Origin of the sequence: Qipengyuania sp. Mu-71 (assembly GCF_036867055.1) — a bacterium.
Classification (GTDB): domain Bacteria; phylum Pseudomonadota; class Alphaproteobacteria; order Sphingomonadales; family Sphingomonadaceae; genus Qipengyuania; species Qipengyuania profunda.
In genome coordinates this window covers 457254-480854 of sequence record NZ_JBAJHR010000001.1, presented here as the reverse complement: position 1 = coordinate 480854, position 23601 = coordinate 457254, and the positions used below count along the sequence as shown (strand labels likewise).

27 protein-coding genes and 1 pseudogene are annotated in these 23601 nt (G+C 65.5%); 9 read left to right on the top strand and 19 right to left on the bottom strand.

The features are described from left to right. Positions 1-43: 43 nt before the first annotated feature. The 3 genes from V6B15_RS02335 (at position 44) to V6B15_RS02325 (ending at position 3342) form a co-directional block, all read left to right on the top strand. Positions 44-2077, top strand: coding sequence for a flagellar biosynthesis protein FlhA (locus tag V6B15_RS02335; RefSeq protein ID WP_334201312.1), 2034 nt, complete (start codon positions 44-46; stop codon positions 2075-2077). Continuing rightward, positions 2074-2799 carry a sigma-70 family RNA polymerase sigma factor gene (locus V6B15_RS02330; protein WP_253522539.1) on the top strand — a complete coding sequence of 242 codons (726 nt, stop codon included), beginning with the start codon at positions 2074-2076 and terminating at the stop codon, positions 2797-2799. The genes V6B15_RS02335 and V6B15_RS02330 overlap by 4 nt, the downstream gene beginning before the upstream one ends. A gap of 138 nt (positions 2800-2937) precedes the next feature. Continuing rightward, positions 2938-3342: a hypothetical protein gene (locus V6B15_RS02325; RefSeq protein ID WP_334199876.1), complete on the top strand. Its 405-nt coding sequence runs from the start codon at positions 2938-2940 to the stop codon at positions 3340-3342. Between the two features lie 31 nt (positions 3343-3373). On the opposite strand, the gene V6B15_RS02320 is transcribed toward V6B15_RS02325, so the two are convergent. The 19 genes from V6B15_RS02320 to V6B15_RS02230 all read right to left on the bottom strand — a co-directional run bounded on the left by V6B15_RS02320 (position 3374) and on the right by V6B15_RS02230 (position 19038). Then, positions 3374-4042, bottom strand: a complete 669-nt coding sequence (locus V6B15_RS02320; RefSeq protein WP_334199875.1) for a response regulator transcription factor — start codon at positions 4040-4042, stop codon at positions 3374-3376. Between the two features lie 176 nt (positions 4043-4218). Further along, the gene (locus V6B15_RS02315) at positions 4219-4611 is read right to left on the bottom strand and encodes a flagellar protein FliS (protein ID WP_334199874.1); all 393 of its coding nucleotides are present in this window, start codon (positions 4609-4611) and stop codon (positions 4219-4221) included. 1 nt (position 4612) lies between these two features. Beyond that, complete coding sequence (fliD, locus tag V6B15_RS02310) at positions 4613-6031, bottom strand: flagellar filament capping protein FliD (protein ID WP_334199873.1); 1419 nt, start codon at positions 6029-6031, stop codon at positions 4613-4615. Then, positions 6028-7188 carry an EscU/YscU/HrcU family type III secretion system export apparatus switch protein gene (locus tag V6B15_RS02305; RefSeq protein WP_320181843.1) on the bottom strand — a complete coding sequence of 387 codons (1161 nt, stop codon included), beginning with the start codon at positions 7186-7188 and terminating at the stop codon, positions 6028-6030. The genes fliD and V6B15_RS02305 overlap by 4 nt, the downstream gene beginning before the upstream one ends. Next, positions 7185-7970, bottom strand: a complete 786-nt coding sequence (fliR, locus tag V6B15_RS02300; RefSeq protein ID WP_253522525.1) for a flagellar biosynthetic protein FliR — start codon at positions 7968-7970, stop codon at positions 7185-7187. The genes V6B15_RS02305 and fliR overlap by 4 nt, the downstream gene beginning before the upstream one ends. A 10-nt stretch (positions 7971-7980) precedes the next feature. Beyond that, positions 7981-8253, bottom strand: a complete 273-nt coding sequence (locus tag V6B15_RS02295; protein WP_253522522.1) for a flagellar biosynthetic protein FliQ — start codon at positions 8251-8253, stop codon at positions 7981-7983. Between the two features lie 5 nt (positions 8254-8258). Next, positions 8259-9026, bottom strand: coding sequence for a flagellar type III secretion system pore protein FliP (gene fliP, locus V6B15_RS02290; protein ID WP_334199872.1), 768 nt, complete (start codon positions 9024-9026; stop codon positions 8259-8261). Further along, positions 9023-9304, bottom strand: coding sequence for a flagellar biosynthetic protein FliO (locus V6B15_RS02285; RefSeq protein ID WP_320181841.1), 282 nt, complete (start codon positions 9302-9304; stop codon positions 9023-9025). Before V6B15_RS02285 ends, fliP begins: the two co-directional genes overlap by 4 nt. After that, positions 9304-9627 carry a flagellar motor switch protein FliN gene (gene fliN, locus V6B15_RS02280; RefSeq protein ID WP_253522514.1) on the bottom strand — a complete coding sequence of 108 codons (324 nt, stop codon included), beginning with the start codon at positions 9625-9627 and terminating at the stop codon, positions 9304-9306. Before fliN ends, V6B15_RS02285 begins: the two co-directional genes overlap by 1 nt. Positions 9628-9633: 6 nt before the next feature. Beyond that, on the bottom strand, positions 9634-10470 hold the full coding sequence (locus V6B15_RS02275; protein WP_334199871.1) for a flagellar motor switch protein FliM: 837 nt from the start codon (positions 10468-10470) through the stop codon (positions 9634-9636). A gap of 56 nt (positions 10471-10526) precedes the next feature. Further along, positions 10527-11111, bottom strand: coding sequence for a flagellar basal body-associated FliL family protein (locus V6B15_RS02270; protein ID WP_253522510.1), 585 nt, complete (start codon positions 11109-11111; stop codon positions 10527-10529). A gap of 32 nt (positions 11112-11143) precedes the next feature. Next, complete coding sequence (locus V6B15_RS02265; protein ID WP_334199870.1) at positions 11144-12463, bottom strand: hypothetical protein; 1320 nt, start codon at positions 12461-12463, stop codon at positions 11144-11146. A 60-nt stretch (positions 12464-12523) separates the two neighbouring features. Next, positions 12524-12910, bottom strand: a complete 387-nt coding sequence (locus V6B15_RS02260; protein WP_253522506.1) for a hypothetical protein — start codon at positions 12908-12910, stop codon at positions 12524-12526. After that, positions 12900-14231 (bottom strand): FliI/YscN family ATPase, encoded by a 1332-nt coding sequence (locus V6B15_RS02255; RefSeq protein ID WP_320181838.1) that lies wholly within the window; start codon positions 14229-14231, stop codon positions 12900-12902. The genes V6B15_RS02260 and V6B15_RS02255 overlap by 11 nt, the downstream gene beginning before the upstream one ends. After that, positions 14219-14794: a FliH/SctL family protein gene (locus V6B15_RS02250; RefSeq protein ID WP_253522501.1), complete on the bottom strand. Its 576-nt coding sequence runs from the start codon at positions 14792-14794 to the stop codon at positions 14219-14221. Before V6B15_RS02250 ends, V6B15_RS02255 begins: the two co-directional genes overlap by 13 nt. Next, positions 14787-15806 carry a flagellar motor switch protein FliG gene (gene fliG, locus V6B15_RS02245; RefSeq protein ID WP_334199869.1) on the bottom strand — a complete coding sequence of 340 codons (1020 nt, stop codon included), beginning with the start codon at positions 15804-15806 and terminating at the stop codon, positions 14787-14789. The genes V6B15_RS02250 and fliG overlap by 8 nt, the downstream gene beginning before the upstream one ends. After that, positions 15803-17422 carry a flagellar basal-body MS-ring/collar protein FliF gene (fliF, locus tag V6B15_RS02240; protein WP_334199868.1) on the bottom strand — a complete coding sequence of 540 codons (1620 nt, stop codon included), beginning with the start codon at positions 17420-17422 and terminating at the stop codon, positions 15803-15805. Before fliF ends, fliG begins: the two co-directional genes overlap by 4 nt. A gap of 3 nt (positions 17423-17425) precedes the next feature. Next, complete coding sequence (gene fliE, locus V6B15_RS02235; protein WP_253522491.1) at positions 17426-17788, bottom strand: flagellar hook-basal body complex protein FliE; 363 nt, start codon at positions 17786-17788, stop codon at positions 17426-17428. Further along, positions 17785-19038, bottom strand: a complete 1254-nt coding sequence (locus tag V6B15_RS02230) for a sigma-54 interaction domain-containing protein (protein WP_320181835.1) — start codon at positions 19036-19038, stop codon at positions 17785-17787. Before V6B15_RS02230 ends, fliE begins: the two co-directional genes overlap by 4 nt. Positions 19039-19258: 220 nt before the next feature. On the opposite strand from V6B15_RS02230, the gene V6B15_RS02225 reads away from it, so the two are divergent. The 6 genes and pseudogenes from V6B15_RS02225 to arsH all read left to right on the top strand — a co-directional run bounded on the left by V6B15_RS02225 (position 19259) and on the right by arsH (position 23586). Further along, positions 19259-20086 (top strand): flagellin N-terminal helical domain-containing protein, encoded by an 828-nt coding sequence (locus V6B15_RS02225; RefSeq protein ID WP_334199867.1) that lies wholly within the window; start codon positions 19259-19261, stop codon positions 20084-20086. A gap of 186 nt (positions 20087-20272) precedes the next feature. Continuing rightward, positions 20273-20836, top strand: a complete 564-nt coding sequence (locus V6B15_RS02220) for a PilZ domain-containing protein (protein WP_334199866.1) — start codon at positions 20273-20275, stop codon at positions 20834-20836. Positions 20837-20924: 88 nt separating this feature from the next. Then, positions 20925-21215: pseudogene (locus V6B15_RS02215) on the top strand (ArsR/SmtB family transcription factor); the annotation flags it as partial. Between the two features lie 30 nt (positions 21216-21245). Continuing rightward, complete coding sequence (locus V6B15_RS02210; RefSeq protein WP_334201311.1) at positions 21246-21764, top strand: arsenate reductase ArsC; 519 nt, start codon at positions 21246-21248, stop codon at positions 21762-21764. Next, positions 21761-22831, top strand: a complete 1071-nt coding sequence (gene arsB, locus V6B15_RS02205) for an ACR3 family arsenite efflux transporter (RefSeq protein WP_334199865.1) — start codon at positions 21761-21763, stop codon at positions 22829-22831. The genes V6B15_RS02210 and arsB overlap by 4 nt, the downstream gene beginning before the upstream one ends. 14 nt (positions 22832-22845) lie before the next feature. Beyond that, positions 22846-23586, top strand: coding sequence for an arsenical resistance protein ArsH (gene arsH, locus V6B15_RS02200; RefSeq protein ID WP_334199864.1), 741 nt, complete (start codon positions 22846-22848; stop codon positions 23584-23586). The last annotated feature ends 15 nt before the right edge of the window (positions 23587-23601 follow it).

Below are 23601 nucleotides of genomic sequence, written 5' to 3'. Positions count from 1 at the left end.
CGGCCTCGCGCTGCCGATCGGGATCCTGACGATCATTCTGCTGATGGTCGTGCCGATACCGGCAATGCTGCTCGACGTCTTCTTCGTGCTCAATATCGCCTTGTCCGTCTCCGTACTGATGGCCGCGATGAACGCGCAGAAACCGCTCGATTTCTCCTCCTTCCCCTCGGTCCTGCTGTTCGCCACGCTGCTGCGGCTCGCGCTCAACGTGGCATCGACCCGGATCGTGCTGCTCAACGGGCATGAAGGCGGCGCTGCCGCGGGCAAGGTCATCGAGGCCTTCGGCGCCTTCCTCATCGGCGGCAATTTCGCGGTCGGTATCTTCGTCTTCCTGATCCTGATGATCATCAACCTGATGGTCGTCACCAAGGGCGCGGGGCGCGTCTCCGAAGTCTCCGCCCGCTTCACGCTGGATGCATTGCCCGGCAAGCAGATGGCGATCGACGCCGATCTTGCCGCCGGGCTGCTCACCGCCGACGAAGCCAAGGCGCGCCGCCGCGAAATCGCCACCGAGGCCGATTTCTACGGTTCGATGGATGGTGCCAGCAAATTCGTGAAGGGCGATGCGGTCGCCGCGCTGCTGATCCTGCTGATCAATGTGATCGCGGGCCTGGTGCTGGGCATGTCCACCCACGACCTTTCGGCGGGCGACGCGGCCAGCTTCTACATCACGCTGGCGGTGGGCGATGCGCTGGTCGCGTCGGTGCCGGCACTGCTGCTGTCGATCGCCGCCGCGGTTATCGTCACCCGGGTATCCGATGCGCGCAACCTGACCGACCAGATCAGCGGGCAATTGTCCGACCCGAAGATCTGGCTGCCGGTCGCCTGCATCCTGTTCATCATCGGCTGCATTCCCGCGATGCCGCAATCGATCATCCTGCCGCTGGCGGCGGGGGCGTTCTGGCTGTGGCACAGTCTGCGCAAGCGGGAAGAGGCGGAATTCAACGTTCCCGAGGCGGCGGTCATCCCCGATCCGGCGCATATCGCGATCGACGAGGTCACCGACCAGACGCTGGTTACCATCCAGCTTGGCTATGGCCTTATCCACCTGACCGACGAGAAACACGGCGCCACGCTGATCGCGCGGCTGACCGGGCTGCGCAAGCAGATGTGCCAGACCTTCGGCTTCATCGTGCCGCAGTTCCGGATCGAGGACAGTTTCGAAGTCGATCCCGACAGTTACCGGATCACGCTTGGCGGCGCGGCGATTGGCGGCGGCAAGATCAAGCCGCACCATCTGCTCGCCATCGATACGGGCGATGTCATGCACTCGCAGGCGGTCCCCGGCGAAGCGACGATCGACCCCAGCTTCGGCTGTCCCGCGCTGTGGATCGACGCGGGCTCGCGCGATCTTGCGGTGGCCGAGGGCTATCTCGCGGTCGATCCCGAAAGCGTGATTGCCACGCAGATCCACCAATTGCTCGCCGTCAGGGCGCAGGATTTGCTCGGCCCCGACCAGGTCCGCGACCTGATCGACCATTTGCGTGGTCGCCATGGCCAACTGATCGAAACGATCACCCCGCAGCCGCTGTCGCTCGCGGCGGTAACCCGGCTGCTCAAGGCGCTGCTCGCCGACGGAATTTCGCTGCGTCATTCGTTGCGGGTCTTCTCGAGCCTTTCGCTCGCGGCGCAGCAGACTACCGAGCACGACCGCCTGATCGACATCGTCCGCGCCGACCTGGGTGCGATGATCGTCGCCGAAGCCTGCCCGCCCGATGCCAAATTGCCGGTCATCACGCTGGCCGCCCAGCTCGAGGACATGGTCGTCGGCGGGCTGCAGGACCCGGCTTCGGGCGAGATCGTGATCGAACCCGACCTCGCCCGCTCGATCGGCGAGCGTATCGCCACCATCGTGGCACAGCGCGATCCTGCCGCAACCCGGCCCGCGCTGATCGTCCAGCCGCGCGCCCGCCGCGCGCTGACCGCGCTGCTGCGGCTGCGCGCACCGCACTGCCTGGTGCTGTCGATCAACGAACTCCCCGCTGCCCAACCGATCGAAGTGATCGCGGTGGTCGGCGACGAAGCGCCCGCCCAACCTGCCCAACTCGGCCATGAAACGGAGGCCCTCGCGGCATGAAGTACGACCACTCCCATTTCAAAGCGCAGCGCGCCTATGCGAGCGAGATCAACGAGCGGATCGGAAACTTCCTGCCGATGGTCCGCAAGCTGGCCTGGTATTACGAAGGCAGTTGCGGCGCATCGGTCGATGTCGACGATTTGCTCCAGGCGGGAATGATTGCTCTGACCGAATGCGCGCAGCGCCACGACCGGCCGGGCGAGGATGGCTTTGCCGCCTATGCCAAGATGCGCGTGCGCGGGGCGATGATCGACCTGTTGCGCGGGCAATCGCCGCATGCGCGCGGTGCCGCAGCGCAGCGCCGCCGGATCGATGCGACCATGGACCGCCTGCGCAGCGCCTTGGGGCGCGATCCCTCGGCCGAGGAGATGGCGCAGGAACTGCATGTTTCAGTGGGGGAATATCACGATATGCGAACACAATTGGCGACGCGGGTCGTGGATCTGGAGGACTGTTATTCGGACTCCAATCCGGCCTTCGGTTCGACCGAGCCCGATGCCGAGGCGCGGCTGCTCGAAGCCGATGACCGGACAGCGCTCGCCGAAGCCATCGCGCAGCTCCCCGAGCGGTTGCAGCTGATCGTGAAGCTCCATTTCATCGAGGAGCTGAACCTGACCGAGATTGCCGCGGTGCTCGATGTCAGCGTTCCGCGTGTTCACCAGCTCAAATCATCCGCGCTGGCGAAGCTTCAACTCGCCATTGTCGAACGCTCCAGCGATTAACAATTGCTAAACGGTGTATGGCTACCGCCGCGAAATCGGTGCGGAATTTGGGGTCCAGCCGGTGACATGGGTCTTAGTGAAGGTGTAATGACACCGCGTCGCGCCCTCTTCAGGGCTCGTCCGTTGGGGAAGCAAGAAATGTCACTCTGGGAAACCAGGATCCTGACTTTTGTCGAGGCCTGTTCGGTCGGTGGGTTCGGAGCCGCTAACGAAGCGATCCTGGCCCTGGCCGATATTCTCGATGAAGCCCCCGGGGAAGTCGCGCCGATCATCTCGCCCCGCGCCAGCCGCGAACGCTTGACCCAGCTGATCGAGGTCGATGCGCAGATCTGCGCAGCGATGGAACTGGTCGGCCCGCTTTGCGGAATCCTCGTATCCCGCTCGCCGATCGGCTCGTCCTCGGGACTGGTGAAGATCGTCGACGAGGTCGAGGAAGGCAATTTCTTTGCGGCCGATCCGGCGGTGGCGCTGCTTGGGGCCTATGGCCGGGCGCTCGTTTCGGTCATGACCTCGGGCACCATACCCAGCGACGTCGACAGCTAAAGCCAGCCGCACTCGCCTATCGGAAGACGGGCTATTGCAGGACCGGAGCAGGAGCGGGACTATCGCCCCCTTCGCCCCCGCGGCCCGATGGGCTCGCAAAGGCCTGCGCTGCTCCGCACGCGCCGCCTTCGACCGCCACACGGATAGCCTGCGTCGCAGTACGCACGTCGAGCCGCACCATCAGATTGGCGCGATGCGCCTCGACGGTGCGCGGGCTGATACCGAGAAAGCGCGCGATTTCCTTGCTCGTGCCATAGTCCAGCATGCAGCCGAGCACTTGGCGTTCGCGATTGCTGAGCATGTCGAGCCGTCGGCGCGCTGCACTGGCGCGTTTGCGCTGCGCGAGCCGGGCCGCGAAGCTGCCCTGCAGCTTGTCGTATTCACCCATGATCTCGGCCGGGTCGATGGGAAAGCCGACATAGGAAGCGGCTCCCGCCTGCATCGCCCGGACGACGCGCGGGATGTCCGGCTGGCAGGCATAGGCGATCACCGGCAGCCACGAACGCTGGTCCAGCGCCTCGACCAGGCTGGCGAGACCGTCGTGCTCGTCGCAATAGAGAACCAGGCCCTGCGAGGGCATATGTTCGGTAAATTCGGCGACGGTTTCGAACGGTTCGGAGTGAATCTGCCGGTCCATCAGCAAGCGGCACACCTGTGCTCGGCGCGCCGCAGCGCTGTCGATCACGAAAACCTTCAACATGTAGAAAGCCCCAGGGAACAAAGACATATCAGGCCAGTCATGCCTGACGTGGGGTCTCGGTGTTCGCTTGGGACGCGCAAGGCGGCGAAGCCATCGAGACGTCGGCCCCGATACAATTCCTCTGCCCGATTTGCGATGCCTGCGTTCTCCATTTCGGAGATCGCGCACGGTTCCGGTCAGGCTTGCGCCGCGCCCAATTTCGCCGCACGGAAGGCGGCGGAAATTTCGCGCAGATCGCCGCGCAATTGCGCGATTTGCTCGAGATCGATCGCCCGGATCGAATCGAGCAGCATGCTTTTCGCCGCACCGTAGAATTGCGCCAGGCTGTCGGCCATTTCGGCCTCGCGGTCGATTCCGATCTCCAAAGCGGTCAACGCGGTGACGCAGCGCGTCAGCACGCGGCTGCGCGCCGCGCGGTCCTGGCGCGATTCGGCGATTTCGAGGAGGCCCAGATTGTCGATCAGATCGTCGAGGCAGAACAAGACGAGGTCGTCGCGCCCGCTGGCGATCAGCCGGGCTTCGAAATTGCTTTGCCGGTAGGCATCGCCGGGTCGGGCACGGGCCAGCATGTCAGTTCCCCTGGTTGTTCCAGATATCGATCTGGGACTGGAGGAAGGACAGGGTGGATTGCGACGCGGTAATCCGGCTTTCGGACTTGGCGAAGCGCGCGACCATGTTCGAACGGAAGGTTTCCTGCTGTTCGGCGAGCTTTTCGAGATCGCGCGTGAGCTGGTCCGATTGCGACTGGTAGCGCGCCACCGAACCCGCCAGCGTTCCCGGATCGCTCGCCATGCTGTTCGCACGCGCCATCCGGTCGATCGTGGCATAGATCCCGTTGATGCCGGTGGTGAACATGGCGGCCACGCCCGAGGCATCGCGCGCCAGCGCATCGACCAGCTTGGCCTCGTCGAAGCGGAAGCTGCCGTCACGCTCGATCGCCAGGCCCAGTTCGGCCAGCGTTTTCGGAGCGCCTTCCGCCGCATTGGGCATGATCACGGTGGAGCCGAGTGCGGACAGATCGCGGCGCAGCGCGCGCGCGCCGGTGTCGCGCGAGAGCTCTCCCGTCAGCGGGTCGACCGCGCTGCTCAGTTCGGCGGCGATTTCATTGAGCGCGCCGGTAATGTCCTGCATCATGCCGGAGATCGCGCTGGTGGCGCTGTTGAAGCCGATCGTCGCAGGGGCGCCGACATTGGTGCCCGTCAACGTCAGCGACAGGCCCGGCGCAATGCTGTCAATCTTGTTCGACGCGCTGCGGCGGGCAAGGCCGTCGAGGAGGAATTCGGCATCGGCGGAGGTCTTGACCAGCCGCGCGGGGTCGTCGCCCGGCTGCCAGGCCAGTGCCGACAGCCCCGGGTTAGCGCCGTCTTCGGTGGCTTCGATGGTGAAGCCGTTCTGCACACCGTCGGCCCCCTTGACCACCAGCTGCGCGCCCGCATCGGTCTGTGCGACATAGGCGTTGAGCCCGGCGTTCTTCCCGTTGATCGCGGCGGCCACCTGCGACAGCGTCGCTCCGGCGGCGATGTCGATCGTCAGCGGTGTCTTGCCCGTATTCTCGGTAAAGCTCGCATTGCTCGTCGTGCCGAAACGGATGGTAAGCGTGCCCGCCCCGACCGTGTCGCTTGCGCTGGCATAGGTCGGCCCGGTGAGGATCTGGTTGTTCGCCAGCTTGGTGACTTCGAGCGAATAGCTGCCCTTGCCCACCGCCCCCAGCGGGGTGGAGACCGCAGCGACCGCGGTGTTGCTGATCGTCGGCAGGGGCGCGAGATCGCCGGTCCGCAGCCGGTCGCCGAGCGCCGTGGCAAAGGTGGAGAGGCTGCTGCGGATCGATCCCGCAAGCGAGATCCGGCGCTCGAGCGTTTCCGACTTGTCGGCCAGCCGCTGGTTGCGCCCGGCGAACTGCGCCTCGGCCAATTGCTCGGCCAGACCGGTCATGTCTACGCCGCTGCCGATACCGAGCGAGGTGGCGATCGAGGAACTGGAAATACTCATCGCCCTGATAACGACGCATTGCGCGGCGGATTAACCGGCACGCGGCCATCGGCATCAAAACGCAGCGCGGCGGGCACCTCGATTGCCGGGAGCGGCGGCGCTTCGCCGCGCTTGAGCGAGAAAACATAGGCCAGCACCGAGGCGACTGCGCCATACAGGTCTTCGCAGATGATCTGCCGTTCGCGCGTGGTATAATAGACCGAGCGGGCCAGCTGCGGGATTTCGAGCGTCGGCAGGTCGAGTTCGCGCGCCAGCTCCTTCATCGCCATCGCCTTGTCGCCGCGCCCCTTGGCAAGGACGATGGGGGCCGAGGCCTTGTCCGGATCATAGGTCATCGCGACCGCGAAATGGGTCGGGTTGGTAATCACGAACTGTGCTTCGCGCATTGCCCCGGCAACCGATCCGGTGGCGATATCGCGCTGGCGCTGCCGCCGCGCGGCGCGCATTTCGGGCGAGCCCTCGGTTTCCTTGTTTTCGTCGCGCAGCTCCTGATAGCTCATCTTCAGCCGCTTCTGCTGGCGCAGCCACTGGATCGGCAGGTCGACGAAGGCGATCACCACCAGCCCGGCACCCAGCGCGAAGATCAGCGAGACGATGGCATGCCAGGCAGCGGTCAGCTGGGCCGACAGATTGCCCCGCCCCAGCCCGATGACCGTTTCCATGCTGGTCCACCACCACCACGCCGCAATGCTGCCCAGCAGCGCGACCTTGAGCAGACCCTTGCCCATTTCGACCAGCCCCTGCGGGCCGAACATGCGCTTGAGGCCGGACATGGGATTGATCCGCTGCCCCTTGGCCTTGAGATTGGCCGCCACCCAGCGCCCGCGGCCGAAACCCAGCTGCGAAAGCAACGTTACGAGGATGACAGGCACCGCCAGCGTAAGGATTGCAGGCACGCCCAACAGCAGGCCCTGCATCAGCAGGCCCCCGACGCTGAAATCGCGGATGTCGCGCGCATCGAACAGGAAGGCTTCGCGTGTCAGCTGCGCCAGCCCTTCGAGCAGCAATGGCCCCGCAATCGCCAGCCAGGCGCCGCCGAACAGCATGACGGCAGCCGTGCCCGCGTCCTTGGAACGCAGGACGTCGCCCTTCTTGGTCGCGTCCGCCAGCCGCTTCTCGGTTGGGGCAAAGGTCTTTTCACCGGCGGTCTCGCTCATCGCGCGATCACACTTTCAGTCTGGTCGAGCGCGTCGCCGACGAGTCCGGTGAACTGGTCGTAGATCAGCGGTGCGGAAATGATCAGCGCGGCCAGCCCGGCAAGCACGCCAGCAGGCAGGCCGAGCGCGAAGAGGTTGAGCGACGGCGCCGAGCGGCTCAGGATGCCGGTCAGCACCTGCACCAGCAACAGGATCACCGTGACGGGCAAGGCGATCCTCAGCGCGGTTTCGAACATGAAGCTGGCAAAACCGGCGATTGCCGCGAACCGCTCCGCCCCCAGCCAGGTCTGGCCCGGCGGGAAGGCGTTGTAGCTTTCGGTAACCAGCGCAATCCAGTGCAGATGCGCGCCGGTCGCCAGGAAGATCAGCGTCAGCACGATCACGAAATACTGGCCGAAGGAGGTGGTGGTTCCGCCGCCCATCGCATCCTGCGATACCGCCATGCTCATACCCATGCCGCCGCCGATCAATTCGGCGGCCACGGTCGGCGCGGCAAAGGCGAGCTGGAGCACGAAGCCGAGCGCCAGCCCGATGATGACCTCGCCCGCCACTGCGAGCAATCCCTCGAGCGAGAGCAGGGCTTCGGGGGTCTCGACTGCCGGCATCCAGGTGGACACGAAGATCGCCAGCGCGCCGGTGATCGCGACACGGACCGACATCGGCACCGAGGTTGCGCCGAAGAAGGGTGCGGCAAGCAGCGCGGCACCCAGCCGCGTCATCAGGAAGACGACGCGCCACATGTCCTGTTCCAGCGCACCAAGGCCGAGATCGAGGCCGTTCACGGCAAGGTCCTCAGTCGCCGATCGCTGCGATTTCGGCAAAGATATCCTGCGTGAAATCACCCACCAGCGCCATCATCGATGCGCCCAGGATAACCAGCACGAAGGCCACCGCACCCAGCTTGGGGACGAAGGTCAGCGTCTGTTCGTTGACCGACGTCGCGGCCTGCACCAGCCCGATCACGAGACCGATCGCGAGGCTCGCGAGCAGGATCGGGGCGGCAACCAGTGCGGCGATCCACAACATGCGGTCGGCCATGGAAAGGAGTACGGCGCTTTCGTCCATGATATCTATCCGAAACTTGAGGCGAGCGAGCCCATCAGCAGCGCCCAGCCGTCGACGAGGACGAACAGCAGCAGCTTGAAGGGCAGCGAAACGATCATCGGGCTCATCATCATCATGCCGAGGCTCATCAGCACGCTGGAGACGACGAGGTCGATCACGAGGAAGGGCAGAAACAGCATGAAGCCGATCTGGAAGGCGGTCTTGAGTTCGCTGGTGACGAAGGCCGGCAGCAGGATCGAGAAGGGCACGTCCTGCGGGCTGGCGAACTGCCCCGCCCCGGCGATGTCGGCGAACATCTCGAGGTCGTATTCGCGGGTCTGGCGGATCATGAAGCCGTGGAACTGGTCCCCGGCGCGCTCGATCGCCGCCTCGGCACCAATCTCGCCGGCGGAATAGGGGGCAATAGCGTTTTCGTTCACCGCTTCCAGCGTCGGCGCCATGATGAACAGCGACAGGAACAGGCTGATCCCGATCAGCACCTGGTTGGGCGGCGATTGCTGCAGGCCCAGTGCCTGGCGCAGGATCGCCAGCACCACGATGATCCGGGTGAAGCTGGTCATCATCAGCAGCAGCGCGGGCAGGATGGTCAGCAGGCCCATCACCAGCAGCAGCTGGAGCGACAGGCTCAGCGGCTCACCACCGGCCCCTGCCATCTCGCCGAAAGCGCGGTCGAGCGCGCCCGACACCGCGGCGTCGCCGGTCTGCGCGCGGACGAGCGCGGGATAGGCCAGCGCAGCCAGCGCCGCGGCGAGTTTGGCGAGACGAGCGATCATGCGGCGACGTCCTGCGCTTCCGGCCGCGCCGGTGCCTCGGCCAGCCGAACGAGGCCGTTGCGCGAGGTCGAGACGAGGATTTCGCGCCCGTGGAATTCAATTACTGCGAGGCGCAGCGTGGGCGACAGCATCGTGCTTTCGACGATCCGCACGGCCTTGCTGCCACCTGTCGGCGCACCGAACTGGCCCTGCATTTTCTTCGCCAGTTTCAGGCTGCCCCAGATCATGACACCGATCAGCGGCAGCAGGACCAGCAGCTTGAGGACGTACCAGAGCATCAGGCCGCCTCGCCTGCACCGGTTGAAGTGACGGTAATCGGCTGGGCGCGCCGTTCGACGGCGGCTTCGTTCGAACCCGCGCCGACGATCTCGATCACGCGGATCGCGAAACGATTGCCCTGCGCGACCACTTCGCCGCGCGCGATCAGCTTGCCGTTGACGAACATGTCGAGCGGTTCGTCGGTCAGGCGGTCAAGCTCGATTACGCTCGATTCCCCCAGCGCGAGCACGTCGCGCAGGCGCATCGACTTGCGGCCGAGTTCGACGGTGAGGCGGACATCAATGTCCTGGATGAGGCCGAAGCCATCTGCATGCGAAGCCATAAGGAGTTACTCCGAAAGGGAAGTTTGATTGAGTTCGAGCGCGACACGGTCGTCGAGTTCACCGACACAGCCATGCGCAATGGTAAGATTGCCGATCAGCAGCGGAACGTTGCGATTGACCGCAACGGGGATGACCGATCCGGGCGTGAGGCTGGCCAGCTGGGCGATCGACATCGGTACATCGACCAGCACCGCGCGCAGCGGCAGGTCAACATGCGCAATCGCCGAGCCTTCGATCCCGCGCGCACCGATCGTGCGTCCGGTGGCCGGCGAGACGGCGCGCGTCCCGACGATCTCGGCGATCATCGACTGGCACATGGCGAGCCGGACGGTCCACGAGCGCGAGATTTTCGGGCTGCTCACTGAAAGCGTCACGGTCCACACGCGTTCGCTCGCAGCGAAAGGTGCGACCTGTTCGACCTCGTCGCCATTGGCGGCGGCGGCGATTTCACGGCGGTCGCTGGTGCGCCGCAGCACATCGGCCATACGGTCTTCGAATTGCTGTGCGAAGCGCAGTGCCGAAGCGGGCAGGACGCTGCAACGCTCGTCGACGTCGCCGGTACCGCCGAGAATGCGTTCGAACTGCGCGACGATTTCGCCGATCCGCGTGGAGATCAGGATCCCGCGGCTTTCCTGGCCGAGCGCGAAGAAGCTGTGGCGGTGGGCGGTACCGACCTTGGCATACCATTCGGCCACCGGCAGCAGTTCGGTTTCGGCGATCTCTGCAACCAGCGTCCGGTCGTCGCAAAGCGCGCCCAGCTGCGTCGTCGCCTGCTCGGCGAACCCGCGGGCAAAGCGCGCGAATTCGAGATCGAGGTCGGGCGGGGTCGCCGCACGGCTCAACAGCTCTTCGCAATGGCTCGCGGCACGGGCCGTGGCGGCGGGGATCGCGGAGGAGATCATTGGACGATGAACGACCGGAAATAGACGCTGTCGACGCCGCCGAAGCCTTCGCGTTCCTCGAGCGTTTCATTGATCGCCTTGGTCAGGCGCTTCTGCAGTTCTTCCTTGCCATGAATGCTAGCCAGTTCGGCTTCGCCGGTAGCAGCCAGTTCGGCGAGAATGCGCGAGCGAAGCGCCGTTTCGTGCTCTTCCAGCCACATCAGCACGCGCCCGTCGTAATGCGTCGAAGCCGCGAGGCTGATCTGCACCAGAGCGCCGCTATCGGCGAGGTTCGAGGTAAATTCCTCGGTGAAATCGTAATAGGCGGTGCGGTATTCGCCCCCGCCCACACCGTAAACGATCGCTGCGCCCTTCGCCTCGTCGTCTTTGCCGGCGGGATAGGGGTCCTCGTCGCCCTTGAGGACCAGCTTCGGGTTGGGGTCCTCTTCTTCCGCCGGATGGGCGTTGAGCATGCCGCTGGCGAAAGCGGCATAGGTCCCGCCGCCGCCCGCGCCGAGAAGCACGAAAGCGAATAGCGCCAGCTTGAGCTTGCCGCCCTTCTTTTTCGCTACGGGTTCCTGAGGGTCATTTTCGTTCGGCATGGTGCTGTCCTGCTAAAATCGGGTGCCGCGCGTCAGGCGTAGAGCGCGTCGTCGGAGGACGATTGCGCGGGCGCCTGGGGCTGGTTGGGAGCGCGCTCGCCATGGCGGCTGCGCTGGTCGGAAGTCTGCTGGCGCTGGTCATCGCCGGCCGCGTTGCCGGAACCCGTGCCCGCATTGTTCGCAGAGCCGCCACGTTCACCGCCGGTCTGGCCGGGCTGGGTCGCGGAAGACGGCGATTGTGCCGCCAGGTCCTGCGGTCGGGTAGCGCCGCGGTCATTGGCCATCGCCGCCGCCAGCGCACGATGCGCCTCGCCGTCCTCGGCGGCGATTTCGACATTCATGCCCCCCGCCGAGTGGTCGAAGGTAAGCGTCAGCGCGCCGAATTCCTTGTGCGCGACGGCAATCGCAGCCGGTTTGGAAAGATCGAACTGCCGCGCCGCCATGAGATGCTCGACGACGCGTTCGACATTGGCGAACTGGTCGGTAGCGATGGGCCGCGCCGCGCTCGAAACGGGCTGTATGGTGGATGCGCTGCCGTCCGCAGCCACCGCGAGTGCTTGCGGCATGGATTTCGCGGCATCCGATGCCGCAGAGGTACGCGGCTTGGACGCGAGCTTCTCCGCCAGCGCCTTGTCGCCGATCTTGCGTTCGCCGATGGCCGAGCGTTGGGTCGTTCCGGCGCCTTGCAGTGCGGCAGGTTCGGCCTTTGCAGGAGCTGCAGCCGCAACCGCGGTTTCGGTCGCTGCGGCTTTGACCGAGGCTTTCGTTTCGCCCTGCGGTGCAGTCACAACCGGCGCTGCTTCCGCGCGGCCATGCGCAGCCACAGCCGGCAAATCCATTGCGGCCTTGCCGGTCTGGAGCGACGACACCATGCCGGCAGCGCGCGGATCACGCGGTTCCTGGGCGGCGGAGATACGGACCTCCAAACCCGCGACCGGCTCTTCACCCGCCGCATCGGCAAGCCCTGCCCCCGGCGCAGTTGCGCGGGGTGTCGGCGCGGTCAGTGCCAGGTCGGTTTTCGGAGCGTTCGGGACCAGGCCGCCAGCCGCCGGTTTACCCTCTCCACCTGTGGCTTCGATGGCAGTCGGTGCCGCGAGTGTATTGTCGAGGACCGACAGGCCCGGGGCGGCAAGCGGCAATTCCTTGCCGGTCGGCAAATCGCCCGCTTGCCGGTCCGCTTCCACCGTATCGTCCTGACCGGCGGGCGGCGTGAACGACGCCAGCTGGCTCAGCAGTTCAGCGAACCCGTCAGTCGCCTCGAAACCCGCGCTTTTCTGCCCGTTCTCGCTGGTGAGGCCGGCGGCAGAGGACGCGGTGTCGAGCGACTTCGGTAGGGCGATTGAAAAGGTCATAGAAAGTCCGTTTGTCGTGTGCGGTCTATCTATCAAGAAGCGTGCCAAACTCCGGGTCGGTCAGCCCTTTTCCAGACCGGCGACGATCGAACGCACCAGTTCGCGCGTGCCTTCCTCGGCCTTGCGCAAACGCATGTCCGACTGGGCGAAGGCCTCGCGGCGGGTCTGCGATTGCAGTTCGGCCTCTTCGGCCTGCCGCGAGCTCACTTCGGACAGCTTCTGCAGCTGATCACGCATCGCCTTGCCGCTGCGCAGGTCGGCGCCGACCATATCGTCGGCGCGCTGCGCGTAATGCGCGGCGAGCGTGCGCGTTCGTTCCGCCACGCCGGACAGCCGCGTACGTGTCGCTTCGGCTTCGCTCGCGGCAGCCGCCGACTGCATCCGTTCGACGGTCCGGACGCGCTGGATCAATTGCGCGCGTTTGAGTTTCTTTCGCTCAGGCGTCACTGCCGACAAGCTCGGTCAGCTGGGCGAAGGAGGTCGCGATATCGATGCTCTCCTGTCCGCCCTGCGACAGGAACTGGCACATGCGCGGATGCAGCGCGATCGCCTCGTCGAGCAGCGGATCGGTCCCCTGCCGGTAGGCCCCCATCATCACGAGATCGCGATTGGCTTCATAGGTCGCGCTCAGCGCGCGGAAACGGCGCGCGGTCGCCGCCTGTTCGGGGGACACGATGTCGTTCATCACGCGGCTGAGCGAGGCGCCGACATCGACCGCGGGGTATTGCCCGCGTTGCGCGATCTCGCGCGACAGCACGATATGGCCATCGAGGATCGCGCGCGCAGTATCGACCACCGGATCGTTCTGGTCATCGCCATCGGCCAGCACGGTGTAGATACCGGTCATCGCGCCGCCCGATTCTTCCGAATTGCCCGCGCGTTCGATCAGTTTGGTGATCGTCGCCAGCGCCGAAGGCGGATAGCCGCGCGCGGCGCCGGGTTCGCCCAACAAGATACCGATTTCACGCGCCGCATGCGCGACGCGGGTAAGGCTGTCGAGGATCAGCAGCACGCGCTTGCCCTGCGAGCGCAGATGTTCGGCGAGCGAAGTCGCCAGCATCGCCCCGCGCAATCTGAGATTGGCCGCATGATCGGCGGGCACGGCGACAATCGCGGTATTCGCCGCGCGGTCGCCCGCCATGTGCCGGGTGACGAAATCGGAAACTTCGCGCGCGCGTTCGCCGATCAGCCCGACCACGATCGCATCGGCGCGGGCGCTTTCGACGATCATGTCCATCAGCACCGATTTGCCCACCCCGGACCCGGCCATGATGCCGATCCGCTGCCCGATCCCGAAGGTGGTCAGCGCGTTGAGCGAGCGAATGCCGCTGTCGAATACTTCGGTAACCCGCGACCGGTCGAGCGCGCCGACCCGGTAGCCACCGGCGGGCCAGGCGGTGGTCGCACCAATCGGTCCGCGTCCGTCGATGGGCTCGCCCGATCCGTCGACCGCGCGCCCCAGGAACTCGCGCCCCACGCTGAGCATGCCGGGTTGGCCCTCGGGACGCACGATGGCGCCGGGTCGCAGCAATACCGTATCGCCGAGCATCATCATCATCGTATGGCCATTGCGGAAGCCGATGGTTTCCGCGCGGTGCTCGGTCGATGCGCCCTGCGCGATCGTGCAGATCGTGCCGATCGGAACCCCCAGTCCGGAAACCTCGATCAGCCCGCCATCGCAGGCCACCACCCGCCCGAACCGGCGCGGTGCGAGATCGAGCGAGGCCGATGCGACCGACGCGAAGGTCTCGTCGATCAGGGTTTGCATGCGGCGAAGATTTCGGCGAGCGCGCGCTGCCATTGCTGGGGGCCGTCCTCGACCCCGCCGTCATCGGTTTCCACGCGCAAGCCCCCGCGCTCGACGCTGGCGTCGGGCACCAGTTCGAGGTCTGCGGACACGTCGCCGCGGACCAGTTCGAGATCTTCGGGATGGATATGGATGATCCGCTCGTCATGCTTGCGCTGGAACATGGCGGCGGCCGCCTCGACCCGCCGGGCAAGCCCTTCGGTATCGAGCGCGAGCGGGAGGACGGCTTCCTCGCACAGTGCATGGACCGTCGCCAGCATCCGTTCGCGCAGCTGGCGTTCGCTGGCCGCGTCGAAGCGGGCGAAAGCCAGCTCTATCGCGGTCCGGGCGGCGCGTTCGGCCTTGAGGCGTGCCTCGAAATCGGCATGCGCGGAAATCTGGCCGTCTTCATAGCCCGCGCGATAGGCTTTCTCGCCCGCATCCTCGGCAACCGGCGGCGGGGCGTCTTCCTGGATCTTGGTGTAGCGGTTGTCGCGGGAAAAGCTCCCCCGCTTGCCGAGCGCGGCATAGGCGACCCTAGACATAGTCCTCGTCCCCTTCGCCCATGATGATATCGCCCTGCGCGATCAGGCGCTTGGCAATCGCGACGACTTCCTTCTGCGCCGCTTCGACATCGCTCTTCTTGACCCGGCCGCGCATCTCGATCTCGTCGCGCAGGCCATCGGCCGCGCGCGACGACATCGCGCCATAGAATTGCTCGCGGCGGTCTTCTTCCAGCCCCTTGAGCGACATGATCAGCGTATCGCTCTCGACCTCGCGCAGCAGCACGCCGGTCATCTTCATATCGAGCGCGAACAGATGCTCGAACTTGAACATCTCGTTCTCGAGTTCCTTGGCAAGCTTCTTGTCGATCTTGCCGATGGTCGGGAGCACGCGTTTCTCGACGCTGCGATGCGACTGGTTGATGATCTCCGCCGCATGCTTGATCCCGCCCATCGTCAGCGGGATCGTCCCGTGCAGCTTCTCGATCTTGGCGTTGAGCGTGCCTTCGAGGATATCGATCGCCTGCCGTGACACGGGGCCGAGCTTGGCCACGCGGTGGAGCACTGGCGTATGCAGATCCTCGGGCAAGGCGGACAGCGCCGCCGCGGCGACATCGGCATCGAGCTGCAACAGCAGCACGGCGATTGCCTGCGGATGTTCGTCGGCGAGGATTTCGCCGATGATCTTGGGATCGAGCCAGCGCAGCAGGCCCAGTGCGGGCAGGCTCGCTTCCTCGGCTTCGGGCGCGACCTGGCGCATAAGGTTGTCGGTCTTCACCTCGCCCACCGCCCCGTTGAGGAGCTTGCGGACGCTGTCGACCCGGCCGTGGCCGGAAATCCCGCTGTTCTCGGTCGAACGCGAAAAGCCCGCGATGGCATCGACGATGGACTGCGGTTCGACTTCGCCGATCCCGCACATCGTGCCCGCCAGCTGGCGCAATTCGTCGGGCGTAAGCTGGCCGAGGATCTTCGAGGCATCCTCTTCGGCGAGCAGCATGACCATGATGGCCGCCTTGTCGGTGCCGCCGAGCAGCTGGGGTGTGGGCGCGGTCATGTGGATGCTCCTTGCCGCGCATCTTCCGCGAGCAGGCGTCGCAGTGCGAGCACGGCATCGTCAGGGTTTTCGCGCGCGATCCGCTGGGCCAGTTCGATCTGCCCGTCGAGCGCCTGCCGGTCGTAAGGCGTCGCAGCGCCCATGGTCGGTCCGCCAAGCGCGGGAGTGCCTCCCGACTGCGGATCGAGTACGCCGCCGTTCTTCGCTCCGCTACGCAGGGCATTGATCGCCGGCCGCACCGCGAGGAGCAGCACCAGCAGCACGGCGAGGATCGCCACGCCATTGCGGACCGCCATCCCGAACCAGCTGGTTTCGTAGAACGGCACCGCTTCGGTCTCGACCTTTTCGAAGGCGCGCATGACCACGGTGACCTGGTCGCCGCGATCCGCACGCGCGCCGACCGCAGCCGAAACGAGTTCCTTGACCTTGTTGATATCCGCCGCGCTCGCCTTGGCCAGCGCCGCCTGGTCGATCGCCACGGCGACCGAGAGATATTTGATCGACCCCGGGGTCAGGTTGGAGACCGACACTTCGCGGCCCAGTTCATAGACGCGGGTGGCGCTGCTTTCGCCCACGCCGCCGCCGGGAGCGGCCTCGGCAGTATCCTCGGGCGCCCCCTGCCGGGCTTCGGCATCGGCGGGCGGCGTATTCGCCAGCACGCCGGGAATTCCGCCCGCCTGGACGCCGCCGCTCTGCGACAATTGCGTCGTCTCGCGGCGGACGGTGCCGTCCTTGTCATAGCTTTCGCGCGCCGAGGTGACCTCGTTCATGTCGAGATCGACCTGCACCTGCGAGGTGAAGGCGCCGCTGCCGAACATCGGCGAGAGGAGCTGGTCGACCTGCGCATTGAGCTTGGCTTCCATCTGCGCCTGCAGGTCGAGCCGCCCGCTATTGGGGTCGCGTGCCTGCGTCAGCAGCTTGCCGTGCTGGTCGACGACCTTCACTGCATCGATGTTCAGCCCCGGGACCGAACCCGCGACCAGATTGGTAACCGCCATCACCTGGCCGTCGGTCAATTGGCGGCCACGCGCCATGCGCACCATGATCGATGCGGAAGGGGCGACATCCTCGCGCACGAAGACCGAGCGTTCGGCCTTCGCAATGTGCACGCGGACCGCCTCGACCCCGTTGATTTCCATGATCGTCAGCGTGAGTTCGCGCTCCTGTGCGGCGCGCAACCGGTCGCCCTCGAGCGTCCGGCTGGCCCCCATCGGGAGGCTTTCGATCAGATCGGTCCCGCTTTCGGGCGAGGCGAGCGAGCCGTCGGAGGCAACCATCATCCGCGCGCGATAGACATCGTCTTCGCCCACGGTCAGCGCGCCCGTGCCATTGTCGATCGTATAGTCGATCCCCGCCTGGTCGAGCGAGGCGACGACGCCAGCCCGTTCGGCATCGCCGAGCGAGGAATAGAGAACCCGCTGCGGCGCGGGCGACAGCGTCGCCCAGGTCAGTGCCAGTAGGCCGAGGCCGGCGGTCCCGGCGAACCAGGGCAGCACCTTCCTGACGGAGGGTTGCGCGGCAAACGCGCGCAGGCGTTCGCCGAACGTGCCCGAACCGCCCGTCAGCGGCGTCAGCATGCCCGCGCCGGTGTTGTCGGCAGGAACCAGTCCGGTCATCGGTTAGACCCCCATCCGCATGGTTTCCTGATACGCAGCAAGCAGCTTGTTGCGGACCTGGAGCGTGGCTTCGAAGGCGACCCCGGCTTCCTGCCGGGCGAGCATCACCTTGGCGATATCGGTTTCCTCGCCGCGTTCGTAGGCCGCGGTCACGCGACCGGATTCGCTCTGGACCGCGTTCACATTGTCGAGCGCGGTGCGAAGCGTATCGCCGAAGCTGGGCGCCGAGGTCGGCCCCTCGGTCGGGGCCGCGGGTTGCGGCTGGTGCAGGTCCTGGAGGACCTTGGACCGGTCGATGATCTGCTGGCGCAGCGCGATGATCTGTTCGATCGATCCGCCGCCGCCTACGCCGCCTACGGGGTTCATCGGCCTGCTCCCACGGCGATACCGGCTTCACGGAACGAGGCCAGGCGATACCGCAGCGTGCGTTCGCTGATGCCCAGCGCACGCGCGGCGTTGGCACGGTGGCCACCGACCGAATCGAGCGCTTCCATGATCGCGCGGGCTTCGGAAATCTGGACGATCTTCGACAGCTTCGCCGGACCCTCGGCTGCGGCCACGGGCTGCGCCTCGGCCGGTTTGTCGACCGCCCGGGCGGTCATGTCGAAAACGATATGTTCGGGGCCGATCTCGCTTTCGCCCTGCGAGAGCAGCAAGGCCCGACGCATGACGTTTTCGAGTTCGCGCACATTGCCCGGCCACGGGTACTGGGCCAGCGTGGCAATCGCGGCATCGCCTATCCACGGCACGCGGTCACCCTTGGCGACGTGGCGCAGCAGCATGGCGAAAGCCAGCGGCGCAATGTCGGCGCGGCGTTCGCGCAGCGGCGGCATTTCGATGGGGAAGACGTTGAGGCGATAGTAAAGGTCGGCGCGGAACCGGCCCTCGGCCACTTCATGCGGAAGATCGCGGTTGGCACAGGCGATGATGCGGACATCGACCTTGATCGGGCGGGTCGCGCCGATCGGCACCACTTCGCCTTCCTGCAACGCGCGCAGCAGCTTCGCCTGGAGCGAAAGCGGCATTTCGGCGATTTCGTCGAGCAGCAGCGTGCCGCCATCGGCCGCGCGGAAGAAGCCTTCACCCGCCGCATTGGCGCCGGTGAACGAGCCCTTCTCATGCCCGAACAGCATGGCCTCGAGCATGGTTTCCGGGATCGCCGCGCAATTGACCGCGATGAACGGCTGGTCGGCGCGCGTGCTGCGCCGGTGAATAAAAGTGGAGAGCACTTCCTTGCCCGTACCCGTGGGTCCGTTGATCAGCACCGGAATGTCGGTCCGCGCCAGCCGGTCGGCCAGCGCGATGATCGACAGCGACGCCGGATCGGCCGCAACCGGGCCCTGCCCGGCATAGGTCATCGCGACCAGCGCAGCGATGCTGCTTTCGGCAATCGGGTCGGTATAGGTGAGCGAGCCGCCGGTACCCGCCAGTTCGATCGCGGGCGTTTCGCCGCGCGCCACGGTGATCGTGCGGGCATCGCGGCTGGCCGCGAGATCGCTCGCATCCGCCAGTGTGACCGGTCGGTCCATGAATAGCGAGGACGCAATGCCCGCCATCCGTGCCTCGATCGTCCCATGCACGCGCATAAAGCCCGTGGTTTTCGTAATCCCGTCCATTTGTGCCCCCACTTGGCATGTCTTAGCGACAGACCCCGAAATGCGGCACGGACGTCAAAAGATTGGATAATTTTAGGGCTGGTAGATTTACGAGGATGGTTAACTCGAAACCCCGGTAATTTGGACAACACCCTTAATTCCGGAAAGTTCCTGCCGGTCTGGTTTGCGACTGCCATATCCTGACCGGGGGCAGTGACCGTAGACCAAAGGGAACATTGTCATGAACGTCATCAACACCAATATCGGCGCACTCAAGGCCGCCAATGCTTCGAATGCCGCGGGCAAGGCCCTCGGAACCGCCATGGAACGCCTGTCGACCGGCAAGCGCATCAACTCCGCCAAGGACGACGCGGCCGGCCTCGCCATCACCACCAGCATGACCTCGCAGGTGCGCGGCATGAACCAGGGTATCCGCAACGCCAATGACGGCATCTCGATGGCGCAGACCGCAGAAGGCGCGCTGAGCGAAGTCACCAACATGCTGCAGCGCCAGCGCGAACTGACGGTTCAGGCGTCGAACAACACCTATTCGGCCGACGACCTCGCCAACCTCGCTTCGGAAATGACCGCGCTGAACACGCAGATCACGAGCGTTCTGGCGAACTCCGAATTCAACGGCCAGAAGCTGTTCGACGCTTCGGCTGGTACTGCCGGTGTCGTGACGGTCCAGGCCGGCGCGAATGAAGCCGATGCGATCGACATCGATCTTTCGGCCAACCTCACCACCGACACCGATCTGGCCGCTGCTGCAGCCGTCGACGTCGAAGCCCTCGCGGCTGGCGATATCGCCCTGTTCGACACCGCCATCAAGACGGTCTCGACCGTTCGCGCCGGCCTCGGTGCGTCGCAGAACCAGCTGGAATCGGCTGTGACCAACCTCAACAACAACATCACGAACCTGTCCGACGCACGTTCGCGGATCGAAGACACCGACTATTCGGCCGAAACGACCGCGCTCGCCAAGTCGCAGATCCTGAGCCAGGCTTCGAGCGCGATGCTCGCACAAGCCAACCAGAGCCAGCAGAACGTGCTTTCGCTGCTGCGTTAATCTTCCCGAACCCACTTAACGGGAAGAGGGCCCGTCGCTCGCAAGAGCGGCGGGCCCTTCTCGTTTTGCGTTCCGCACACCGCGCGCTGGCGCCGCGCCAAAGCGAGCGAACCTAGTATTTATACGTATAGCGCTCGACAGGCAATCTTGCGGGGGAATCAGCCAAGGTTCCCGCAGGAAATCGACATGTTATCAGCAGCATACGAACCCCAGAAAGACTTTATCGGCTGTGCGCGCACGGAGCCGCGGACCAATATGTTCGTCATGGCGGCGCTGGTTACCGGCAATTCGCGCGAGACCGTGAAGGTCCGCAACATGTCGCCCGGGGGCGCGCTCATCGAGGGCCAGGTCCTGCCCCAGCCCGATACGCAATGCCTGTTGCACCGCGGCGATATCTCGCTCGAGGCAATGGTGGTGTGGATCAAGCCGGGAAAGGCGGGGATCAAGTTCCGCCACCGTGCCGATGTCGGGCTGTGGCTCCCCTCGGGGCGCCGAACGCAATCAGAAGTCGATGTAGCGGTGCAGACCGCCAAGGCCGAATTGGTCGCCGCTCCGGTGGCCAAGGTCGCCGCCCCGCTGTTCTCCGCCGAGCTCAGCCGCGAAGATGTGGCGCATACCGCCGCTGCAATGGAAGCGCTCGCCGACGACCTCGCCGAGGACCCGGCAGTGGTGGCGCGCTTCATGACCAAGCTGCAGACGCTGGATATAGCAGCGCAGACTCTCCGGAAGCTAGCCGAACAGCTTCCCTGACCCCGGCCGCTCCCAGCGGTTATTTCGAGAGTAATCGAAACATGCCTTGACGTCGTCCAGGGCGGCTTATATTTCGATACTCATGGAAATGAGTTCTCCGGCAGCGGTCGAGGCGCTGGGTGCGCTGGCGCAGGAACATCGGCTCGCGCTGTTCCGCTTGCTCGTGCAGGCCGGCGAGGACGGCATGCCCGCTGGGGCGATCGCCGAAGCGCTCGAGATTCCCAATTCATCGCTGTCGTTCCACCTCGCGCATCTCTCGCGCGCCGGGTTGATCGGGCAGCGCCGCGAGGGGCGCTCGCTCATCTACGGCGCCGACTATTCGGCCATGAACGCGCTCGTCGGCTTTCTCCTGGAGAATTGCTGCGGCGGAGAAGATTGCACCAACCCCGTCCCCAAAGAAGGCACCCAAATGCGCGAACCCTACAATGTGCTGTTTCTCTGCACCGGCAATTCGGCCCGCTCGGTGCTTGGCGAAGCCCTGCTGAACAAGCTGGGCGAAGGGCGCTTTCGCGCCTTCAGCGCCGGGAGCGATCCCAGGGGTGCGGTGCATCCGATGACGATCGAGGTGCTGGACAGCTTCGGCTATCCGACCGCGGACCTACATTCGAAGAACTGGGACGTCTTTACCGGACCCGATGCACCCGAGTTCGATTTCATCTTCACCGTGTGTGACAATGCCGCGGGCGAAAGCTGCCCGGTCTGGCCGGGCAAGCCGCTGACTGCGCATTGGGGAGTCGAAGACCCCGCGGCGGTCGAGGGCGACGGCCAGCGCGCGGCCTTTGTCGATGCGCTGAGCTATCTCAAGCGGCGGATCGAACTGTTCCTGATGCTGCCCCATGCCGGGCTCGACGAGCTGGCGATGAAGGGCAAGCTCGCCACCATCGGCCGCGCAGCAGGCGCCAGCGCCAAAGCGCGCGCCGCCGAATGACCCAAACCATCGCCACCCCCGCCCCGGCGGCCTCGCCGCTCGGCACGTTCGAACGGTATCTGTCGCTCTGGGTGGCACTTGCCATCCTTGCGGGCCTTGCGCTCGGGCTCGCTGCGCCGAGCGTGGCCGGCGCGCTTGCCGGCTTCGAATATGCCTCGGTCAATCTGGTCGTCGCAGTGCTGATCTGGGCGATGATCTATCCGATGATGGTGGCCGTCGATTTCGCCAGCGTGAAGGATATCGGCCGCAAGCCCAAGGGGCTGGTGATCACGCTGGTGGTGAACTGGCTGATCAAGCCCTTCACCATGGCCGCGCTGGCGCTATTGTTTTTCGATTATCTCTATGCCGGGCTGATGAGCGAAGGCGATGCCGACCAGTATATCGCCGGGCTGATCATCCTCGGTGCGGCGCCCTGCACGGCGATGGTGTTCGTGTGGTCGCAGCTGACCAAGGGCGATCCCGCCTATACGCTGGTGCAGGTATCGGTGAACGACCTGGTGATGATCGTCGCCTTCGCGCCGATCGTGGCGCTCCTGCTGGGCGTCACCGACATCGTCGTGCCGTGGGAAACGCTGCTGCTTTCGGTCGCCCTCTATGTCGTGATCCCGCTCGCCGCGGGCGCGCTGACCCGGCGGCGGGTGATGGCCGGCCACGGCGGCGACACCGCGTCGGTCGATGCCTTCACCGCGCGGCTCAAGCCATGGTCGATCGTGGGCCTGCTGGCGACGGTGGCGCTGCTGTTCGCCTTCCAGGCCGAAACCATCGTTGCCAACCCGCTGCTGATCGCGCTGATCGCCATTCCGATCATCATCCAGTCCTATGGCATTTTTGCGCTCGCCTATGCGGCAGCCAAGGCATGGAAGGTCCCGCATGACATCGCTGCGCCCTGCGCGCTGATCGGCACGTCCAACTTCTTCGAACTGGCGGTGGCGGTCGCGATCGGCCTGTTCGGACTGACCAGCGGAGCGGCTTTGGCTACCGTGGTCGGCGTGCTGGTCGAGGTCCCCGTTATGCTCTCGCTGGTGGCCTTCGCCAACCGTACGCGCGGCCGCTTCCCCGCAGCCTGAACGAACGAGCCTGCATGTCCCGCATCCGCACCCTCCCCGATCCCGATCACCTGCCTGCGCTGCGTCCCGAATTCGCGCATCGCAATCCTGCGCTGGGGCTTGGCGCGATGGAGCCGCCTCCGCGGATCCTGCTGCTTTACGGATCGCTGCGCGAACGCTCCTTTTCGCGGCTCGCGGTGGAGGAGGCGGCACGGCTGCTCCGATGGTTCGGCTGCGAGACGCGGATTTTCGACCCGTCCGACCTGCCGCTGCCCGACCAGGTCGAAGGTGACGATCACCCGGCGGTGCATGAACTGCGTGAGCTGTCGCTGTGGTCCGAAGGGCAGGTGTGGTGCAGCCCCGAACGCCACGGGCAGGTCACCGGTATTCTGAAGGCACAGATCGACCATTTACCGCTGGCCATCGGGGGCCGCCGCCCGACCCAGGGGCGTACGCTGGCCGTGATGCAGGTTTCCGCCGGATCGCAGAGCTTCAACACGATCAACACCTTGCGCGTGCTGGGCCGGTGGATGCGGATGGTGACGATCCCCAACCAGTCGTCGATCGCCAAGGCCTATCTGGAATTCGACGAGAACGGTCGGATGAAGCCTTCGAGCTATTACGACCGTATCGTAGACGTGATGGAGGAACTGGTCCGCTTCACCGTGCTGCTACGGCCCCATGCCGAACAATTGGTCGACCGCTATTCCGAGCGCAAGGACCAGGACCAGCCGGTGGCGACGCATGTCGAGAAGGCGGGGCTCGCGCGCGGCTGAAGGTGCGGCGGCAGC

Excerpts from the sequence above, each read along its gene's own strand:
- V6B15_RS02335 (WP_334201312.1), top strand. The coding sequence starts at position 44 with ATGGTCGTGCCGATACCGGCAATGCTGCTCGACGTCTTCTTCGTGCTC.
- V6B15_RS02330 (WP_253522539.1), top strand. The coding sequence starts at position 2,074 with ATGAAGTACGACCACTCCCATTTCAAAGCGCAGCGCGCCTATGCGAGC.
- V6B15_RS02325 (WP_334199876.1), top strand. The coding sequence starts at position 2,938 with ATGTCACTCTGGGAAACCAGGATCCTGACTTTTGTCGAGGCCTGTTCG.
- V6B15_RS02320 (WP_334199875.1), bottom strand. The coding sequence starts at position 4,042 with ATGTTGAAGGTTTTCGTGATCGACAGCGCTGCGGCGCGCCGAGCACAG.
- V6B15_RS02315 (WP_334199874.1), bottom strand. The coding sequence starts at position 4,611 with ATGCTGGCCCGTGCCCGACCCGGCGATGCCTACCGGCAAAGCAATTTC.
- fliD (WP_334199873.1), bottom strand. The coding sequence starts at position 6,031 with ATGAGTATTTCCAGTTCCTCGATCGCCACCTCGCTCGGTATCGGCAGC.
- V6B15_RS02305 (WP_320181843.1), bottom strand. The coding sequence starts at position 7,188 with ATGAGCGAGACCGCCGGTGAAAAGACCTTTGCCCCAACCGAGAAGCGG.
- V6B15_RS02295 (WP_253522522.1), bottom strand. The coding sequence starts at position 8,253 with ATGGACGAAAGCGCCGTACTCCTTTCCATGGCCGACCGCATGTTGTGG.
- fliP (WP_334199872.1), bottom strand. The coding sequence starts at position 9,026 with ATGATCGCTCGTCTCGCCAAACTCGCCGCGGCGCTGGCTGCGCTGGCC.
- V6B15_RS02285 (WP_320181841.1), bottom strand. The coding sequence starts at position 9,304 with ATGCTCTGGTACGTCCTCAAGCTGCTGGTCCTGCTGCCGCTGATCGGT.
- fliN (WP_253522514.1), bottom strand. The coding sequence starts at position 9,627 with ATGGCTTCGCATGCAGATGGCTTCGGCCTCATCCAGGACATTGATGTC.
- V6B15_RS02270 (WP_253522510.1), bottom strand. The coding sequence starts at position 11,111 with ATGCCGAACGAAAATGACCCTCAGGAACCCGTAGCGAAAAAGAAGGGC.
- V6B15_RS02265 (WP_334199870.1), bottom strand. The coding sequence starts at position 12,463 with ATGACCTTTTCAATCGCCCTACCGAAGTCGCTCGACACCGCGTCCTCT.
- V6B15_RS02255 (WP_320181838.1), bottom strand. The coding sequence starts at position 14,231 with ATGCAAACCCTGATCGACGAGACCTTCGCGTCGGTCGCATCGGCCTCG.
- V6B15_RS02250 (WP_253522501.1), bottom strand. The coding sequence starts at position 14,794 with ATGTCTAGGGTCGCCTATGCCGCGCTCGGCAAGCGGGGGAGCTTTTCC.
- fliG (WP_334199869.1), bottom strand. The coding sequence starts at position 15,806 with ATGACCGCGCCCACACCCCAGCTGCTCGGCGGCACCGACAAGGCGGCC.
- fliF (WP_334199868.1), bottom strand. The coding sequence starts at position 17,422 with ATGACCGGACTGGTTCCTGCCGACAACACCGGCGCGGGCATGCTGACG.
- fliE (WP_253522491.1), bottom strand. The coding sequence starts at position 17,788 with ATGAACCCCGTAGGCGGCGTAGGCGGCGGCGGATCGATCGAACAGATC.
- V6B15_RS02230 (WP_320181835.1), bottom strand. The coding sequence starts at position 19,038 with ATGGACGGGATTACGAAAACCACGGGCTTTATGCGCGTGCATGGGACG.
- V6B15_RS02225 (WP_334199867.1), top strand. The coding sequence starts at position 19,259 with ATGAACGTCATCAACACCAATATCGGCGCACTCAAGGCCGCCAATGCT.
- V6B15_RS02220 (WP_334199866.1), top strand. The coding sequence starts at position 20,273 with ATGTTATCAGCAGCATACGAACCCCAGAAAGACTTTATCGGCTGTGCG.
- V6B15_RS02210 (WP_334201311.1), top strand. The coding sequence starts at position 21,246 with ATGCGCGAACCCTACAATGTGCTGTTTCTCTGCACCGGCAATTCGGCC.
- arsB (WP_334199865.1), top strand. The coding sequence starts at position 21,761 with ATGACCCAAACCATCGCCACCCCCGCCCCGGCGGCCTCGCCGCTCGGC.
- arsH (WP_334199864.1), top strand. The coding sequence starts at position 22,846 with ATGTCCCGCATCCGCACCCTCCCCGATCCCGATCACCTGCCTGCGCTG.